17 protein-coding genes are annotated in these 16,258 nt (G+C 65.5%); 8 read left to right on the forward strand and 9 right to left on the reverse strand.

From position 1 onward, the window contains the following. Positions 1-27: 27 nt before the first annotated feature. Positions 28-1,179 carry a succinyl-diaminopimelate desuccinylase gene (dapE, locus tag C0V72_RS07775; RefSeq protein ID WP_101793150.1) on the forward strand — a complete coding sequence of 384 codons (1,152 nt, stop codon included), beginning with the start codon at positions 28-30 and terminating at the stop codon, positions 1,177-1,179. A 26-nt stretch (positions 1,180-1,205) separates the two neighbouring features. Then, positions 1,206-2,534 carry a dicarboxylate/amino acid:cation symporter gene (locus tag C0V72_RS07780; protein WP_101793153.1) on the forward strand — a complete coding sequence of 443 codons (1,329 nt, stop codon included), beginning with the start codon at positions 1,206-1,208 and terminating at the stop codon, positions 2,532-2,534. Here the strand turns inward: C0V72_RS07780 and C0V72_RS07785 are convergent. The 4 genes from C0V72_RS07785 to dapB are packed head-to-tail and all read right to left on the reverse strand — an operon-like array spanning position 2,531 to position 4,989. Next, positions 2,531-3,085: a hypothetical protein gene (locus C0V72_RS07785; RefSeq protein ID WP_101793156.1), complete on the reverse strand. Its 555-nt coding sequence runs from the start codon at positions 3,083-3,085 to the stop codon at positions 2,531-2,533. The two genes, C0V72_RS07780 and C0V72_RS07785, sit on opposite strands and share 4 nt — an antisense overlap. An 18-nt stretch (positions 3,086-3,103) precedes the next feature. Next, entirely contained in the window at positions 3,104-3,517 is a 414-nt protein-coding gene (locus C0V72_RS16395; RefSeq protein ID WP_172438955.1) for a hypothetical protein, read from the reverse strand. Positions 3,518-3,575: 58 nt separating this feature from the next. Then, entirely contained in the window at positions 3,576-4,250 is a 675-nt protein-coding gene (gene nth / locus C0V72_RS07800) for an endonuclease III (RefSeq protein ID WP_101793162.1), read from the reverse strand. Between the two features lie 10 nt (positions 4,251-4,260). Then, entirely contained in the window at positions 4,261-4,989 is a 729-nt protein-coding gene (gene dapB, locus C0V72_RS07805) for a 4-hydroxy-tetrahydrodipicolinate reductase (protein ID WP_101793165.1), read from the reverse strand. 100 nt (positions 4,990-5,089) lie between these two features. Here dapB and C0V72_RS07810 point away from each other — a divergent pair, with 100 nt between their 5' ends. Then, a complete protein-coding gene (locus C0V72_RS07810) occupies positions 5,090-5,800 on the forward strand; it encodes an NAD-dependent deacylase (protein ID WP_101793168.1) in 711 nt (236 codons plus the stop codon). Here C0V72_RS07810 and C0V72_RS07815 read toward each other — a convergent pair. The 5 genes from C0V72_RS07815 to mutM all read right to left on the reverse strand — a co-directional run bounded on the left by C0V72_RS07815 (position 5,789) and on the right by mutM (position 10,388). Further along, positions 5,789-6,562 (reverse strand): HesA/MoeB/ThiF family protein, encoded by a 774-nt coding sequence (locus C0V72_RS07815; RefSeq protein ID WP_101793171.1) that lies wholly within the window; start codon positions 6,560-6,562, stop codon positions 5,789-5,791. The genes C0V72_RS07810 and C0V72_RS07815 overlap by 12 nt on opposite strands. Further along, positions 6,559-6,978 (reverse strand): DUF983 domain-containing protein, encoded by a 420-nt coding sequence (locus C0V72_RS07820; protein ID WP_101793173.1) that lies wholly within the window; start codon positions 6,976-6,978, stop codon positions 6,559-6,561. Before C0V72_RS07820 ends, C0V72_RS07815 begins: the two co-directional genes overlap by 4 nt. Positions 6,979-7,225: 247 nt before the next feature. Further along, a complete protein-coding gene (gene dnaA, locus C0V72_RS07825) occupies positions 7,226-8,629 on the reverse strand; it encodes a chromosomal replication initiator protein DnaA (protein ID WP_101793268.1) in 1,404 nt (467 codons plus the stop codon). A 514-nt stretch (positions 8,630-9,143) separates the two neighbouring features. Continuing rightward, entirely contained in the window at positions 9,144-9,404 is a 261-nt protein-coding gene (gene rpsT / locus C0V72_RS07830) for a 30S ribosomal protein S20 (RefSeq protein ID WP_101793176.1), read from the reverse strand. Positions 9,405-9,572: 168 nt separating this feature from the next. Further along, the gene (gene mutM / locus C0V72_RS07835) at positions 9,573-10,388 is read right to left on the reverse strand and encodes a bifunctional DNA-formamidopyrimidine glycosylase/DNA-(apurinic or apyrimidinic site) lyase (RefSeq protein ID WP_101793179.1); all 816 of its coding nucleotides are present in this window, start codon (positions 10,386-10,388) and stop codon (positions 9,573-9,575) included. A gap of 125 nt (positions 10,389-10,513) precedes the next feature. On the opposite strand from mutM, the gene C0V72_RS07840 reads away from it, so the two are divergent. The 5 genes from C0V72_RS07840 to dut all read left to right on the forward strand — a co-directional run bounded on the left by C0V72_RS07840 (position 10,514) and on the right by dut (position 16,196). Beyond that, entirely contained in the window at positions 10,514-11,269 is a 756-nt protein-coding gene (locus C0V72_RS07840; RefSeq protein WP_101793270.1) for a class I SAM-dependent methyltransferase, read from the forward strand. A gap of 4 nt (positions 11,270-11,273) precedes the next feature. Beyond that, positions 11,274-12,830 carry a 2-polyprenylphenol 6-hydroxylase gene (gene ubiB, locus C0V72_RS07845; protein WP_101793181.1) on the forward strand — a complete coding sequence of 519 codons (1,557 nt, stop codon included), beginning with the start codon at positions 11,274-11,276 and terminating at the stop codon, positions 12,828-12,830. Continuing rightward, the gene (locus C0V72_RS07850; RefSeq protein ID WP_143704546.1) at positions 12,827-13,978 is read left to right on the forward strand and encodes a hypothetical protein; all 1,152 of its coding nucleotides are present in this window, start codon (positions 12,827-12,829) and stop codon (positions 13,976-13,978) included. The genes ubiB and C0V72_RS07850 overlap by 4 nt, the downstream gene beginning before the upstream one ends. 71 nt (positions 13,979-14,049) lie before the next feature. Continuing rightward, entirely contained in the window at positions 14,050-15,747 is a 1,698-nt protein-coding gene (locus C0V72_RS07855; RefSeq protein ID WP_101793273.1) for a bifunctional phosphopantothenoylcysteine decarboxylase/phosphopantothenate synthase, read from the forward strand. After that, a complete protein-coding gene (gene dut, locus C0V72_RS07860) occupies positions 15,744-16,196 on the forward strand; it encodes a dUTP diphosphatase (protein ID WP_101793187.1) in 453 nt (150 codons plus the stop codon). The genes C0V72_RS07855 and dut overlap by 4 nt, the downstream gene beginning before the upstream one ends. The last annotated feature ends 62 nt before the right edge of the window (positions 16,197-16,258 follow it).

Consider the following 16,258-nt stretch of genomic DNA (forward strand, 5'->3'; position numbering starts at 1 on the left):
GCGGCAACTCCTGCTAGGCCTGCGGGGATGCTGGATCCTCTCGACCTTGCCAAGCGCCTGATTGCCGCGCCTTCCGTGACGCCTGCGACCGGCGCAGTGTTTGATGAACTCGAAGCGATGCTTACGCCCCTGGGGTTTGCCGTCCATCGCTTTGTGCGGGGCGACGGGCCCGAGGGGAGCGACGAGGCCCCGGTCGAAAACCTGTTCGCGCTGCGCCGCGGGCCGGAAGGTTCACGCCATATCGCCTTTGCCGGGCACCTGGATGTCGTCCCGCCGGGCGAAGGCTGGGCTTCCGATCCCTTTACCCCGCAGGAACGCGGCGAATTGCTCCACGGGCGCGGCGCTGTCGACATGAAGGGGGCGATTGCCGCGATGGTCGCCGCTGTCGCCGATGTGCCGCAGGACTCTGGAACGATCAGCTTCATCATTACCGGCGACGAGGAAGGCCCCGCGCTCCACGGCACCCGCGCGCTGATCGACCATATGGCCGCCGAGGGTATCCAGCCCGACCTGTGCCTGGTGGGCGAGCCCACCTCGGTGAACCGGCTCGGCGATATGGTGAAGATCGGGCGGCGCGGCTCGGTGAATATCTTTATCGACGTTGCCGGCACGCAGGGCCACGTTGCCTATCCGCACCTCGCGGATAATCCCTTGCCCAAGCTGGTGGCGATTCTGGCGGAGCTGGATGCGCTGATGCTGGATACCGGCACCCGGTGGTTCCAGCCCAGCAACCTCGAAATCACCGATATCAATGTCGGCAACCGCGCGCATAATGTGATCCCGGCGGCGGGCACGGCGCGCATCTCGATCCGCTTCAACGATCTGCACACCGGCCACAGCCTGTCCGAACGGGTGATGGCGATCGCCGAAAGGCACGGCGGCAAGGCGCGCCCCGTGATCTCGGGCGAGCCGTTCCTGACCGAGCCGGGGGCCTTTTCCAAGCTGGTCAGCGCAGCCGTGGAGGCCGAAACCGGCATCACGCCCGAGCTCAGCACGACGGGCGGCACATCGGACGCGCGGTTCTTGCGCGCAGTGTGCCCGGTGATCGAATTCGGCCTGTGCAATGCGACAATGCACAAGCGTGACGAGGCGGTGGCGATCCCCGATCTGACCGTGCTGACGCGCATCTATGCCCGCATCGCCCGCGCTGCGCTGGCGCTGGACGACACCGAAATCTAACCGCACGCACGCGGACGGGAGCGAATATGGACCGCAAGCTGACCCTCTATATCCTAGCCGGCATGGTGCTGGGCGTGATCGTTGGCCAGTTGCTGAACCAGCTGGTGCCCGCCGATGTGATCAAGCAATCGATCGCACCGTGGTTCAAGCTGCTCTCCGACATCTTCCTGAACCTTATCAAGATGCTGGTTGCCCCGTTGGTGCTGTCCACCATCGTCGTCGGCATCGCGCATATGGGCGACAGCGCGGCGCTGGGCCGCATCGGTGTGCGCGCGTTGACGTGGTTCATCACGGCAAGCCTTGTGTCGATCGGCCTTGGCCTTGTGCTGGTCAACCTGTTCCAGCCCGGTATCGGTGCGCCGATCCCCGACGTGGCTGAAGCCGCCGCCGCAGTGGGAGAGGTGAAGGAACTGAAGGCGACCGATTTCATCCTGTCGATCTTCCCCAAGAACGCGGTCGAGGCGCTGGCGACCAACAATATCCTGCAAATCCTGGTGTTCTCGATCTTCGCCGGGGTCGCCCTGTCGGCCATTGGCGAGCGCGGCAAGGCGCTGGTCACAGGCGCGGATGCGCTGGCTGAAATGATGCTGCAAGTCACCGGCTACGTGATGCGTTACGCGCCCATCGCGGTGTTCGGCGCGCTCGCCAATGTGGTCGCGGCGAGCGGGCTGGCGATCCTTGGCACGTATCTGACGCTGCTGGTGGAGTTCTATTTCTCGCTGCTGCTGCTGTGGGTGATCTTGCTGGGGGCGGGCGCGGTGTTCCTGGGGCGGCGCATCTGGGCGCTGATCCGGTACATCCGCCAGCCGCTGATGATCGCCTTTTCGACCGCGTCGTCCGAAGCCGCGCTGCCCAAGCTGTTCGAACAGCTCGACCGCTTCGGCGTGCCGCGCCGGATTTCGGGCTTCATGCTGCCGCTGGGCTACAGCTTCAACCTCGATGGCTCGATGATGTACATGAGCTTTGCCACGCTGTTCATCGCGCAGGCTTACGGCATCGAGCTCTCGATCGGCACGCAGATCATGATCCTGCTGACGCTGATGATCTCGTCCAAGGGCATCGCTGCTGTCCCGCGCGCGAGCCTTGTGGTCATCACCGGCACGCTGGCGATGTCCGGCCTTCCGGTCGAAGGCGTGGCGATCATCCTCGCCATCGACCAGTTCCTCGACATGGGCCGCACCGCGACCAACGTGGTCGGCAACGCGGTGGCGACCGCGGTTATCACCAAGTGGGAAGGGATGCTGGAGGTCGAAGAGCCCGAATATGTCGAGCTGGCCCACGCCCCTGCCCACACCGCCGCCGATGGCCGCGCGGGGCTGGAGCTGGACGAGAGCAACTATGAGGATGGGCGCTAGGGAGCAGGGGTGCCCCGGGCTGCCTCCACCTTTGCGCGATAGGCGGTGTAAACGCTCTCATCGACGATCAACGACGGTGCGCCATCGGCATGCCGGGACCAGTTATGAAGGCAGTTCCATGCGCGATCAGTCGCGCCCGGCGCGACCAGCGTGAGCGTCGGATAGCCCCCTTCGCTGGTGGCGGAGCGATAGTGGCTCGCAACAGCGCCGCAAGCCGCCAACGCCTCGGGTAACGAGCGGGCGGCGCAGGACGCCTGCCGCGCGTCATTGGCGGCGATCACGAGATAGAAAATGGCGAACATCGCCGCCGGGGCCCCGACTGCCAGCGCGGCGCGGGTCATGATCCGAAGCTGCGGCCAAGCCAGAACGGCGCCTCCGGCAATCAGCCCTACCGCACACCCGCCCATGGCCCAAAACACAGGCTCGTCGCTCTCGCAGGGCGGCAAGCCATAGCGCAGAAAGGTGAAGGCCAGCGTGACGAGAAACCACAGGAAGCCTGCGATGAACAGGATCGCCGCCGCGGTCTTTCGCGCATAGATCGTCCAGGTCATGGCCCCCCGGCTTCCCGCCTACTCCTTCACATATTCCACCGGCACAAATTCGCCCAGCGCGCAGCCTGCACCGCGTTGCGGGACGCCGCCGATGTTTTGCAAGGTATAGACGATCTGCTGAGTGCACAGCTGATCGATCGAGGTTTCGTAGGTGATCGCCCGGTCAAAATTCAGCCCGATGCAGCGACCCGGCAGCGTGCTGCGATAGACCTTGCCGCCGGCCATCTCGAAATCGATCACCCGGTCGGACCGCACCACGCTTTGACGGACTTGCGAACGGTTGATGCAGTTTTGCCCCGGCCCGGTCGCGCGGGCCTCGGGCGCGGCGGCCATGGCGGCCTCGGCGCGGGCGGCTTCGGTGGCAGGATCAGTCCCGGCGCAGGGGGCAAGGATGAGGGGCAGGGAGGCAAGAGCAAGAAGGCGCAGGGTCATGGCATCTCTCCACCAGTAAAAGGCATCATCATCATCGCCCCGGCGTTTGAACCGCGCCTTAATCCTCGCCGATACCCTGCGCGCTGCGCGCCTTGGGCGCCTCCAGCACCTTCTTTCTGAAGCTGCACAGGTCCGCCACCTTGCAGCGCCAACACTCAGGGGTGCGCGCCTTGCAGACATAGCGGCCGTGCAGGATCATCCAGTGATGCGAATCGCGGCGGAAGGGCTGGGGTACGCGCTTTTCCAGCTTCGCCTCGACATGATCCGGCGTCTTGCCCTTGGCCATGCCGGTGCGGTTGCCGACCCGGAAGATATGGGTATCAACCGCGAAGGTTTCCTGCCCGAACCAGCAATTGAGCACCACATTGGCGGTCTTGCGACCGACGCCGGGCAGCTTCACCAGCGCCTCGCGGGTATCGGGCACTTCGCCGCCGTGTTCGTCCACCAGAATGCGGGACAGCGCGATCACGTTCTTGGCCTTGGAATTGAACAGGCCGATGGTTTTGATGTGTTCCTTCAGCCCCGCCTCGCCCAGATCGAGCATCGCTTGCGGCGTTGCGACCTTGGCGAACAGCGCGCGAGTTGCCTTGTTCACGCCCACATCGGTCGCCTGCGCCGATAGCGCCACCGCGACGAGCAGCTGATAGGCATTGCCGTATTCCAGCTCGGTCTGGGGGGCAGGGTTGTCCTCGGCCAAGCGGCGGAAGAACTCGAAGATCTGGGCCTTGTTCATTGTTGCAGCGTCACAGCCCCAAAACGTCGTTCATGGTGTAGCGCCCGGCAGGCTGGGCAACCAGCCATGCGCCGGCTGCCACCGCGCCGCGGGCAAAGATCATGCGGTTTTCGGCTGAGTGCGACAGGGTCAGCCGTTCCTCGCTACCGGCAAAGATCACCGAATGCTCGCCCGCCACGGTACCGCCGCGCAAGGTGGCAAAGCCGATCGCGCCTTCAGCGCGCTTGCCGGTCATCCCGTGCCGTCCGCTTTCCATATTGTCGGCCAGCGTGATGCCGCGCCCGGCGGCGGCGGCTTCGCCCAGCAGCTTGGCGGTGCCCGAGGGCGCGTCGACCTTCAGGCGGTGGTGCATTTCCAGCACCTCGATATCCCACTGCGGCCCCAGCCTTGCCGCCGCCTCGCGCACCAGATGCGCCATCAGCGTAACGCCCAGCGAGAAATTGCCCGATTGCAGCACCGGCACGGCCTTGGCGGCGTGGGCGAGGCTGACGAAGTGCTCCTCCTCCAGCCCGGTGGTGCCGACCACGATCGGCTTGCCCGCCGCCTGGGCCGCCGCAAGATTGGCGGCCAGCGCGTCCGGCGCGGAGAAATCGATCAGCACATCGCATTGTGCGGCATGGGCTGCGATACTGCCCCCCGCATCGACGCCGACGCACAGGCTGTGCCCCGCATCGGCAATCGCCGTCTCCAGCGCTTGCCCCATCCGGCCCTTGTGCCCGATCACCCCGAATTGCAGCATTACCAAACCTCCGTTCGGGCTGAGCTTGTCGAAGCCCTGCCCTTTCTTCTACTGCCGTAAAGGGAAAGGCAGTCCTTCGACAAGCTCAGGACGAACGGTGATGGATGTGAACGCAAAATTGGATCGCATCGTCATCCTCACCGGCGCAGGCATATCTGCCGAAAGCGGGATCGACACCTTCCGTGCCGCAGGGGGGCTTTGGGAACAGCACCGGGTGGAGGATGTCGCCACGCCCGAAGGCTTTGCGCGCGACCCCGATCTGGTGCTGAACTTCTACGACATGCGCCGCGCGGCCTTGGCAAATGTCGTGCCGAACCCCGCGCACGAAGCGCTGGCGCGGCTGGAGCGCGAGTTTTCCGGCGATCTGCTGCTGGTAACGCAGAACGTCGATGATCTGCACGAACGCGGCGGCAGCGCCCGCGTGCTGCATATGCATGGCGAGCTGAAATCGGCGCTGTGCGCATCCTGCGAGACGCGCACCCGCTGGGAGGCCCCGATGCTGGACCGCCCGCCGTGCCCGGTCTGCCGCGTCCCCAGCTTGCGGCCCGATGTCGTGTGGTTTGGCGAGATGCCTTACGAGATGGATCGCATCTATCGCGCCATTGAAAGCTGCGATCTGTTCGTCAGCATTGGCACCAGCGGCGCGGTCTATCCGGCCGCCGGGTTCGTGCAGGAAGCGCGCCGGGCCGGTGCGCGGTGCCTGGAACTCAATCTCGATTACAGCGAAGGATCGCGCTGCTTCCATGAAACGCGGCTTGGCCCGGCAAGCGAGCTGGTGCCGCGCTGGGTGGCAGACGTGCTAGGCGGTTGAACCGCAGGTCCGGCAGGTCGGGTCTTTGGCGATCCGGATCGTGCGCATCCCCGGCGCCAGACCATCAAGAATGTGGAGGCGGCCCCAGCCCGGATCGCCGAGCATGGCGGTGCCATCCAGCAGCACCTTGACCGCTTGCAGCGCGGCAAAGGTGCCCGCCCACCCGGCCATCGCGCCGAGCATCCCGTCGTCGGCGCAGGTATCGCAGTCTTCGGCATCGAAGGCATCGCCGACAAAGCAGCGATAGCAGGCCTCACCCGGCAAGTGCCCGGCAAAGGCGGCGACCTGACCCTGAAACCGGCCCACGGCAGCTGACAGCAACGGAATGCTGGCGGCCACGCAGGCATCCGAGACGGCGAGGCGGGTGGCAAAATTGTCGGTCCCGTCCAGCACCACGTCGGCGCCCGCGATCAGGCCGGCAGCGTTGTCAGCCGTGATCCGCGCGTCGGACACATCGACGGCGAGCGAATCGTCAAAATTGGCGAGCCAGCGCCGGGCCGAGACCGCCTTGCCATAGCCCACATCGCGGGTGGTGAAGATGGTCTGGCGCTGCAAGTTCGACACATCGACCACATCACTATCGACCAGCGCGAGGCGCCCGATGCCGCTGGCGGCAAGATATTGCAGGGCCGGGCTACCGATCCCGCCCAGCCCGATCACCGCAACCTTGGCCTCCGCCAGCCGCACCTGCCCTGCGCCGCCAACTTCGGGCAGCACGATATGGCGGGCGAAGCGTTCAAGGCGGGCAGGCGAGAGGCTCACGGCTGATCCTCGGGTGCGCGGCGCTCCTGCTTGAAGGCGCCGATGCCGTGCCACCACAGGAACGCGATCACCGCCCCCTTGGTCGGCTGGAGCATGGCGAGCAGCATGGCGATGGACACGGGCAGCAGGATTGCCAGTGTGAGCCAGGCCGACATGCCGCCGGAAATCATCGCAATCACCACCGGCGCGAGCAAGTGGCCGACCACGAAGATGCCGATATAGGCGGGAAAATCATCGGCTTGCTGCAAGGACCAATCCTGTTTGCAATGCCCGCAACGATCAACCGGCTTGAGCCACTTGCGAAACAGCGCCGCCGCGCCGCAGCGCGGGCAGCGGCATTTGGCACCCCGCACGAGGGCGGGAATCCACCCTTGGGGCAGTGTGACAAGTTCGGGGGAAAGGCGTTGGGAAGGCATGGAAAGGCTGTTTACAGCCTGTGCACCGCCTGTCGACAGGGCTGTGGACCAGCCTGTCGAAACTGCGGGGATGGTTTGTGGGGACGCGGAGCGTGCAAGTCCCTCCCCGTTCGCGTGCGAATGGGGAGGTGGCAGACGCCGCAGGCGGCTGACGGAGGGGTGATGCGGCTAGCCCGAACCCCTCCACCACCCGCGTTGCGGGCGGTCCCCCTCCCCATTCCTGCGGAACGGGGAGGCACTGAAAGACCTAGCTCTCCAGCTGCCTCAGCAGGCTGCGCACATCGCCGTCCATATCGGCGTCGCGCTGGCGCAGGTCTTCGATCAGGCGGACGGCATGGATGACCGTCGAGTGATCGCGCCCGCCAAACTTGCGCCCGATTTCGGGGTAGCTGCGCGGGGTCAGCACCTTGGACAGATACATCGCCACCTGCCGCGGGCGCACCACGGCGCGGGCGCGGCGCTTGCTGCTCATTTCCGCGCGGTCGATGCGGTAGAACTGGCAGACGGTGCGCTGGATTTCGTCGATGGTGATCCGGCGGCGGTTGGCGCTGAGGATATCGGTCAGCTGTTCCTCGGCCAGCTGCAAGGACACGTCTTGCCCGGTCAGCTGGGCATAGGCGATCAGCTTGTTGAGGCCGCCCACCAGCTCGCGCACGTTGCGGGTGATGGTGCGGGCGAGAAACTCGACCACGTCTTCCGGTACGGTGATCGCGGCAAAGCGGGTGAGCTTGGAGACGAGGATCTTCTTGCGCAGTTCAATATCGGCAGGCTGGATATCGGCCACCAGACCCATCGACAGGCGGCTGAGCAGGCGCGGTTCAACCCCGTCCAGCGCTTGCGGCGCGCGGTCGGCGGCGAAGACCAGCCGCTTGCCTTCCGCCAGCAGCGCATCGATGGTGTAGAGCAGTTCTTCCTGCGCGCTCGCCTTGCCGATGATGAACTGGATGTCGTCCACCAACAGCAGATCGAAACTGCGCAGCCGCGCCTTGAACTCGATGGTCTGGCTGGATTTGAGCGCCTGCACGAATTCGACCATGAAGCGTTCGGCCGAACAGTAGAAGATGCGGGCGCGCGGATGGGCTTGCAGATAGGCATGGCCGATCGCATGCATCAGGTGCGTCTTGCCCTGACCCGTCGCCGCCTTGAGATAGAGCGGCGAGAATTGCGGCTGTTCCAGCGCGCCCATGCGCTGGGCGGCGTTGCAGGCAAGGACATTGGCCTCGCCGGTAACAAAGGCAGCGAAGGTCAGCGACGGATCAAGCCCGATTGACGAAGTGAAGGTCGCATCGCCCAGCGCGCCGGCGGCCAGCGCAATCGCGCTGGCGCCATCATTGGCCGGGCGGCGGCCATCATCGAGCCGCAGGTCAGGCAGCTGGCGGCGGCCCGGGTGAACGATGATGTTGACCTTGCGCACTTCGCTGCGCGCGATGCTCCAGGCAAGCTGCAAGCGGTCATGGAACCGGTCACGCACCCAGTTGGCCGAAAACTCGGTAGGCAGATACAGATCCAGCGCGCCGGTTTCGGGGTTGAGCGCGCCCAGCTGGATCGGCTTGATCCACTGGCTGTGCAATTGGTGTCCCAGATCCTTGCGCAGGCCCTGACTGATATCGGACCAATCGGCAGCGAGATTTACAGCGTCAGCATCTTCCATCAGATGTTCGTCGGCCGGGCGGCCCCCCGTTCGCGCCTTGTCAGTCCTGTGCACAAGCTCTTCCCCAATCCACTTTCGGCCTGCGTGATCATAGGACGCGCTGGCCATCCATCCCGTTGCGACAGGAACTGCCTTTCAAGCCCGCGGAATCGACGATCCCGGGCACCCCCCTGTCAGCCAGTCTCTAAAATCGCCCTGCGCGCGGCGCCGGGCTGCAATGATGTAAAGAGCGCTGGCGGCATTTGCGCAAGCGCGGACTTTTAAAAAAAGTGAAATAATCAGGTTGACTCACCATGACCCGCAGGCTTGCGTTGAAATACCTGATTTCAAACGAAAAAGCCGATTGGCAGGCTGCGAATCGCCGGGATTCCTGACATTTATCTGAGTGCTGTTTGTTGCAATGGTCACAAACGAAAACGGGCCGCGCTGGTTGAGCGCGGCCCGTTGTGTTTAGGTATTCTTGTGCAACCGGAAACCTGCGCCTGGCAGGGCTTCGGGACGCCAGCGAATCAGATCAGAGCGTGGCGACTCGGCGCGTCAGACGCGACATCTTGCGGGCCACGGTGTTCTTGTGCAGCACGCCGCGGGCAACGCCGCGGGCCATTTCCGGCTGAGCCGCCTTGAGCGCAGCAGCGGCCGCATCCTTGTCGCCAGCTTCACAGGCCGATTCGACCTTCTTGATGAAGCTGCGGATACGGCTGATGCGCGCGCCGTTGATTTCGGCACGGGCGGTGTTGCGACGGATGCGCTTCTTGGCTTGCGGCGTGTTGGCCATAATTCGGTTCTGTCTCGCGTTTGGTTCAGGCCGCTTGGGGCAGCCGGGAAAATGGTGACACCGGGCAAATTGGTGACGGTCTGCTCGAAGATGGGCGAGCGGACGCATGGCCCAACCGCCGGAAAGAGGCGCGCATAGTCAGAACGGCGCGCAAGGTCAATGATTCCCTCACTTCTGGCAGACCGGGCAATACCACGTGCTGCGTCCGCCTTGGGCGATGCGCTGGATCATGCCGCCATCATCGCGGTGGCACGGCTCGCCGGTGCGCCCGTAGACATCGAAATTGCTGGCAAAATACCCCAGTTCGCCCGACGGCGCGGCATAATCGCGCAAGCTGGAGCCGCCGTCGCGGATCGAGGCTTCGAGCACGGCGACGATCGCGGGGACCAGCCGGGCCAGCTGCGCCTGCGTCACCTTGCCTGCCGGTTTGGTCGGACGAATCTGCGCGCGCCACAGCGCTTCGCACACATAGATATTGCCTAAGCCAGCCACGATCCTTTGATCGAGCAGGCACAATTTGATCGACTGGGTCTTGCCCGCCAGTGCCGCCTTGAGATGCGCCGGTGTCAGGCCCGGCCCCAGCGGCTCCGGCCCCAGCGCTGCAAATTGCGGCCATCGGTCGAGCCCGCCGGTCTCCACCAGATCGACCGAGCCAAAGCGGCGCGGATCGCACAGGGCGAAGCGGTGGTGTGCGGTTTCCAGCAGCAGGTGATCGTGGGTCTCGGGGGTTTCGGGGTCGATCCGCCAGCGCCCGCTCATGCCCAGATGGAAGATCATCGTCGCCCCCCGGTCCAGATGCATCAGCCCGTATTTGGCGCGCCGCGACAGGGCGCTGATCGTCGCGCCGGTCATCACCTGCACCAGATCGGCGGGGAAGGGGCGGCGCAGCCCTGCGCGATTGAGCTGAACCCGCGTGATCCGTTCGCCTTCGAGGAACTTTGCAAGGCCGCGAACGGTTGTTTCTACTTCTGGTAGCTCTGGCATAAGACCTGTTTTTGTCACCCCGGCGAAAGCCGGGGCCTGGGGCCGCTTGGGGTGCCTGCTTTCGCTGGCATGACAGAGATATTCAAGTGTTTGCCACCTCGCCAAACTTCCCTAAGGAACCGGGCATGACACAAAGCACTGACGAGACCGTCTCCTTCGGCTTCACCGAGGTCACGCCGGAAGAAAAGACCCGCAAGGTTGGCGAGGTTTTCTCCAGCGTCGCGCGCAAATACGACATCATGAATGACGCGATGAGCTTTGGCATGCATCGCGGGTGGAAAGACCGGTTCGTGAGGCGCGTCAAACCGCAGCCGGGCGAAAACATTCTGGATATGGCGGGCGGCACCGGCGACATCGCCTTCCGGATGGCGGATCGCGGCGCCAATGTGACCGTGGCCGATATCAATCAGGACATGCTGGACGTGGGCGCCGAGCGGGCGATGGAGCGCGATGAGGCCGAAGGCGCGGGCAGTCTCGTCTTCTCGCACCAGAACGCGGAAAGTGTGACCTTCGCCGCCAACACCTTCGATGCCTACACCATCGTGTTCGGCATCAGGAACGTCACCTTCAAGGACAAGGCACTGGCCGAAGCCTACCGCGTGCTGCGGCCCGGCGGACGGTTCTTCTGCATGGAGTTTTCAGTCACGGACTGGTCGGGCTTCCGCGAGATTTATGACCTTTATTCGATGCATGTCATGCCGCGCATGGGGCAGGCCATTGCGGGGGATGCCGAAAGCTATCGCTATCTGGCAGAATCGATCCGCAAGTTCCCCCGTGCCGCCGAGTTCGAAGGGATGATCCGCGCGGCCGGGTTTGTGAACACCAAGGCCGAGATTATCCTTGGCGGTGCTGTTGCGATCCACTCGGGGTGGAAGATCTGACCCAGTGACCGCGTCGATTGTTCATTTGTCGCGGCTGGCCCGCTGGGGCGTCACGCTGGCCCGCCGCCGTGCGCTGGTGGGGATCGAGAATGATCCCAATGCGCCTGCGGCCTTGCGCAATCTGGTTCGGCTGGCGCGGATCGCCACGCTGACCGGCAAGAACGGCCCGCGCGATTATGCGGGCGCTTTCCGCGCCATCGGTCCGGCGGCGATCAAGCTGGGGCAAAGCCTTGCGACCCGGCCCGATCTGGTGGGGGATGAAGCGGCGAACAATCTGCTGTCCTTGCAAGACAGCCTGCCGCCAGTGCCCTTCGCCGAGATCAAGGCCGCCATCGAGGCGAGCTTCGGTCAGCCGATCGAAAAGCTGTTTGCCAGCATCGATCCTGATCCGGTGGGCGCGGCCAGCATTGCGCAGGTTCACAAGGGCGTCACCACGCAGGGCCGCACCGTCGCCATAAAGGTGCTGCGCCCCGGCATCCGCGAAAAGTTTGCGCGCGACATCCAGACCTATGAATGGGCGGCTGCCCATGTCGAGGCGATGGGCGGGGAGGCCAGCCGGTTGCGCCCGCGCCTGACCATCGCCAATTTCAAGCGCTGGAGTTTTTCCGAGCTTGATCTGCGGCGCGAGGCGGCCTCGGCCTCCGAACTGGCCGAACAGATGGCCGGCGTGCCCGGCTACCGCATCCCGGGCATCGACTGGGACCGCACCAATGGCCGGGTGATGACCATCGAGTGGATCGACGGGGTCAAGATCAGCCGGATCGACGAACTTCGCGCGCGCGGGCATGATCTGGATGCGATTTCGGAAAGGCTCGTCATCAGCTTCCTCACCCAGGCGATCAGCGCCGGGTTCTTCCATGCCGACATGCATCAGGGCAATCTGTTCGTGGAGGATGACGGCACCATCGTCGCGATCGATTTCGGGATCATGGGCCGGATCGACCGCCGCGCGCGGCAATGGCTGGCGGAAATCCTCTATGGCCTGACGACGGGCAACTACCAGCGCGTCGCCGAAATCCATTTCGAGGCGCAATATGTGCCCAGCTACCATTCGGTCGGCGAATTCGCGACCGCGCTGCGCGCCGTGGGTGAGCCGATGCGCGGCAAGCCGGTGAAGGAACTCAGCGTCGGCCAGATGCTCGACGGGCTCTTCGCGATCACCCGCGATTTCGACATGCAGACCCAGCCGCACCTGCTGCTGCTGCAAAAGACGATGGTGATGGTCGAAGGCATCGCCACGCAATTGAACCCCGACATCAACATGTGGGACACCGCCGCGCCCTATGTGCGCAGCTGGATCCGCGATGAGCTGGGGCCGGAAGCCGCGCTCGCCCAGCGGATCAAGGACGATACCGACACGCTGCTGCGCCTGCCCGGCCTGCTCCGCCGGGTGGAGGAAATGTTCCCGCCCAAGGGCGGCGCGCCGGAAACCCCGCCGCTGCCGCACATTCCGCTCATCACTGACAGGCGCACGGGCCGCAGCTGGCCGGGCTATCTGATGGCAGCGCTGGGCGGTGCAGGTGCGCTGTGGGGCGCGATGGCACTCGGCTGGATCGGATGATGCGGCCACTGGGCTGGGGGGCGCCGGGCGGCTCTCTGCTCGGCTGGTGGGAGGCGACCGGCCGCCCGTTTGCGCAGTTGCCGCGCTGGGGCGCGGGCCTGGTGCTGGCTCTGCTGGTCGCGGTCACTGCGTGGAGCGCGAGCGTGACCGGGGACGTTCATCGGCTTGAACAGGCGCGCAGCGGCCCATCGGTGACAGCCGCCGGCGCCCCGGGCAAGGACAAGGGGCAGGGTGACATTGCGCTCTATTCGCGCATTTCCGCGCGGGTCGCAGCGGGCGAGGGCTATTATGCCGTGGCCACCGACGAACAGCGGCGCGCCGGTTATCCCACCCGTCCGTTCGTCACCGTACGCCTGCCGACGCTGGCCTACCTGCACCTTGCGATGACACCGGCGGGTGTGGGCTATCTGCTGATGGCGCTGCTGTTTGCGTGCCTGCTGGCATTGCCGCGCGCCCTTGCCGGATTGACCGCCATGCCTGAGCGGATAGCCGCTCTGGTGCTTCTGCCGATCAGCGGCGCGGCGGTGGGGGCGCCGTCGGCGGCGCTGTTTCATGAAGTGCTGGCCGGTCTGCTGCTGACACTGGCGCTGCTGCTGCACCGGCGCGGTGGCTGGGGCCTTGCCCTGCTGGCGGCGGGCTGCGCGCTGGCCGTGCGCGAATTGGCGGTGCCGTTCGTGCTGCTGTGGCTCGTGTTTGCTCTTGCCGGGCGGCGCTGGCGCGAAGCGGCGGCAGTGGGCGCGCTGCTGGCGGTGTTTGCGGGCGGCATGGCGCTGCATTATCTCGGCGTCGAAAGCATGCGGCTGCCGGGCGATCCGGTCTCGCAGGGATGGAATTCGCGCGCGGGCTATGCCTTGCCATTGATGGCGATGGCACGGCTGACCGGGCTGCTGCTGGTGCCCGTCTGGCTGGCCGCGCCACTGGCGATCCTGCCACTGGTCGGCTGGGCGGCGATCGGTGGGCGGCTCGGTCTGTTTGCCGTGGTCTGGTTTGTGGGCATGTTCACGATGGTGGCGCTGTTCGCGCGGCCCGAGAATTTCTACTGGGTGCAGCTTACCATGCCAGCCTATGGCCTTGGTCTGGCGTTTGCGCCGCGCGGATTGCTGGAACTGTGGCGCAGCGCGGCAGGCCGGGCTTCAAGGCAAACTTAACCAAACTTTGCGATGGGTGCAGCTTGCACTATGTCAGACACCCGGATCGCGGCGCGAAAGGCAAGATCGAGATGAGCGTACAGGCGGCGAGCGCGGGCCAAACCCCCCGCATCCTGCTGGTCGTAGGCGGCGGGATTGCGGCCTACAAGGCCTGCGAATTGGTGCGCCTGATCCGCAAGGGCGGGGCCGAGGTGACCTGCGTTGTCACCAAGGGCGGGCAGCAATTCGTCACGCCCATGGCGCTGGCCGCGCTCAGCGAAAATCAGGTCTACACCAACCTGTTCGACCTCAAGAACGAGGCCGAGATGGGGCATATCCAGTTGAGCCGTGAGGCCGATCTGGTGGTGGTGTGCCCGGCGACCGCCGATCTGCTCGCCAAGATGGCGACCGGGATCGCCGATGATCTGGCCACCACCCTGATTTTGGCCACGGACAAGCCGGTGATGGCCGTGCCTGCCATGAACGTGCGGATGTGGGAACACGCCGCCACCCAGCGCAATATCGCGCTGCTGAAGGCGGCCGGGGTCAACGTGCTCCAGCCCGACGAAGGCCCGATGGCCTGCGGCGAGTTCGGTTATGGCCGCCTGCCCGAGCCTGAGGCGATCTGGCGCGAAATCGCGCGTCATTTTGGCATGGTAGTGCCCGAGCCGCAGGCCGCGCTGGCGGCACCGGCGCGCCAGCTGACAGCGCCCGCATTCGAAGTCGAAGCGCTTGAGCCTGAGGACGAGGATGATGGCGGCGCGGCGGTGCCCGCGGGCGGGTTCAGCGGGTTTTTTGCGCGCATCATCCCGCGCTCCACGGCCAAGCGCAGCCATGACGAGATCGAGGCCGAATACGAGGATCTGGCCGACTTCGCGCCGCTGGACGATCCGCTGGCCGATCAGCCCCTGCCCGATGTCGTGCCTGACTTTGCCCCTGACTTCAGCGGGCCCCTGCTGGCCAAGAAGGGCAAGGCCAATGCCGCGCCGCCGATGGACCTGGCCGCGATCAACCATGTGATCGACCCGCGCAAGGCGCCGCCCGAAGTGATGGCGCCTGCTGTGCCCGATGCGATCGAGGCCGATCTTGGCGCAGTGGCCGAAGGCGCGGACTTCGGCGTTGCGCCGACGCACCGTCCGCTCGCCGGACGGCATGTGCTGGTCACTGCCGGGCCAACGTGGGAAGCGATTGATCCGGTGCGTTACATCGCCAACCGGTCGAGCGGGAAGCAGGGCTTTGCCATTGCCGCTGCCGCGGCCGCGCTGGGCGCGCAGGTTACGCTGGTGGCCGGGCCGGTGGCATTGAAGACCCCGGCCGGTGTGCGCCGCATCGATGTCGAAAGCGCGCGCGAGATGGCCGAGGCGGTCAAACGCTCGCTGCCGGCTGATGTCGCCGTGATGGTGGCGGCGGTCGCCGACTGGCGGCCCAAGGAATATCGCGGGGAAAAGATCAAGAAGCGCGGCGATGCCCCGCCTGCGCTGATGCTGACGGAAAATCCCGATATCCTCGCCAATGTGGCCGCCGCACCCCGGCGGCCCGAGTTGGTGATCGGCTTTGCCGCCGAAACCGAAAACATGCTCGAATATGCCAAGGCCAAGCGCAAGCGGAAGGGCGCGGACTGGATCGTCGCCAATGATGTCAGCGGTGACGTGATGGGCGGCGACCGCAACCGGGTGACCATCGTCAGCGGCGAGGGGATCGAGGTGCTGGACGACATGCCCAAGGCCGCCGTGGCAATGGCGCTGGCCGAGCGGATCGCCGCCAGCCTGCGCGCGGAGGCGGCGGAATGAGTATTCCGGTCGAAGTGAAGCGCCTGCCCCACGGGTCAGGCCTGCCACTGCCCGCCTATGCCACGGCGGGCGCGGCCGGGATGGATGTGGTCAGCGCCGAGGACGTGACGATTGCTCCGGGTGCGCGCCACGCGGTCGCCACCGGTCTCGCGATGGCAATCCCCGAAGGCTACGAGATTCAGGTGCGCCCGCGTTCGGGCCTCGCGCTGAAGCACGGCATCACGGTGCCCAACACCCCCGGCACCATCGACAGCGATTATCGCGGCGAATTGAAGGTGATTCTCATCAACCTCGGGACGGAGCCCTTCGCGGTCGCGCGCGGCGACCGCGTGGCGCAGCTGGTGCTCGCCCCGGTCGTGCAGGCCGCGTGGGACGAAGTGGCGGAACTGGACGCGACGGAGCGGGGCGCTGGCGGCTTTGGCTCGACCGGGGGGCACGCCGCGCTCTGATCGGCTCGGCGGGAAAAATCGCACGATTGGCCGCCTGCCTATTGTCAATCGAAACGGTTGAG

Origin of the sequence: Porphyrobacter sp. TH134 (assembly GCF_002855495.1) — a bacterium.
Taxonomy (GTDB): domain Bacteria; phylum Pseudomonadota; class Alphaproteobacteria; order Sphingomonadales; family Sphingomonadaceae; genus Erythrobacter.

Bases quoted from the DNA above. Each gene is read 5' to 3' on its own strand.
- C0V72_RS07785 (WP_101793156.1), bottom strand. From the start codon at position 3,085: ATGACCTGGACGATCTATGCGCGAAAGACCGCGGCGGCGATCCTGTTC.
- dnaA (WP_101793268.1), bottom strand. From the start codon at position 8,629: ATGGAAGATGCTGACGCTGTAAATCTCGCTGCCGATTGGTCCGATATC.
- dapE (WP_101793150.1), top strand. From the start codon at position 28: ATGCTGGATCCTCTCGACCTTGCCAAGCGCCTGATTGCCGCGCCTTCC.
- mutM (WP_101793179.1), bottom strand. From the start codon at position 10,388: ATGCCAGAGCTACCAGAAGTAGAAACAACCGTTCGCGGCCTTGCAAAG.
- C0V72_RS07855 (WP_101793273.1), top strand. From the start codon at position 14,050: ATGAGCGTACAGGCGGCGAGCGCGGGCCAAACCCCCCGCATCCTGCTG.
- dapB (WP_101793165.1), bottom strand. From the start codon at position 4,989: ATGCTGCAATTCGGGGTGATCGGGCACAAGGGCCGGATGGGGCAAGCG.
- C0V72_RS07850 (WP_143704546.1), top strand. From the start codon at position 12,827: ATGATGCGGCCACTGGGCTGGGGGGCGCCGGGCGGCTCTCTGCTCGGC.
- C0V72_RS07810 (WP_101793168.1), top strand. From the start codon at position 5,090: ATGGATGTGAACGCAAAATTGGATCGCATCGTCATCCTCACCGGCGCA.
- rpsT (WP_101793176.1), bottom strand. From the start codon at position 9,404: ATGGCCAACACGCCGCAAGCCAAGAAGCGCATCCGTCGCAACACCGCC.
- C0V72_RS07780 (WP_101793153.1), top strand. From the start codon at position 1,206: ATGGACCGCAAGCTGACCCTCTATATCCTAGCCGGCATGGTGCTGGGC.
- C0V72_RS16395 (WP_172438955.1), bottom strand. From the start codon at position 3,517: ATGACCCTGCGCCTTCTTGCTCTTGCCTCCCTGCCCCTCATCCTTGCC.
- dut (WP_101793187.1), top strand. From the start codon at position 15,744: ATGAGTATTCCGGTCGAAGTGAAGCGCCTGCCCCACGGGTCAGGCCTG.
- C0V72_RS07840 (WP_101793270.1), top strand. From the start codon at position 10,514: ATGACACAAAGCACTGACGAGACCGTCTCCTTCGGCTTCACCGAGGTC.
- C0V72_RS07820 (WP_101793173.1), bottom strand. From the start codon at position 6,978: ATGCCTTCCCAACGCCTTTCCCCCGAACTTGTCACACTGCCCCAAGGG.
- nth (WP_101793162.1), bottom strand. From the start codon at position 4,250: ATGAACAAGGCCCAGATCTTCGAGTTCTTCCGCCGCTTGGCCGAGGAC.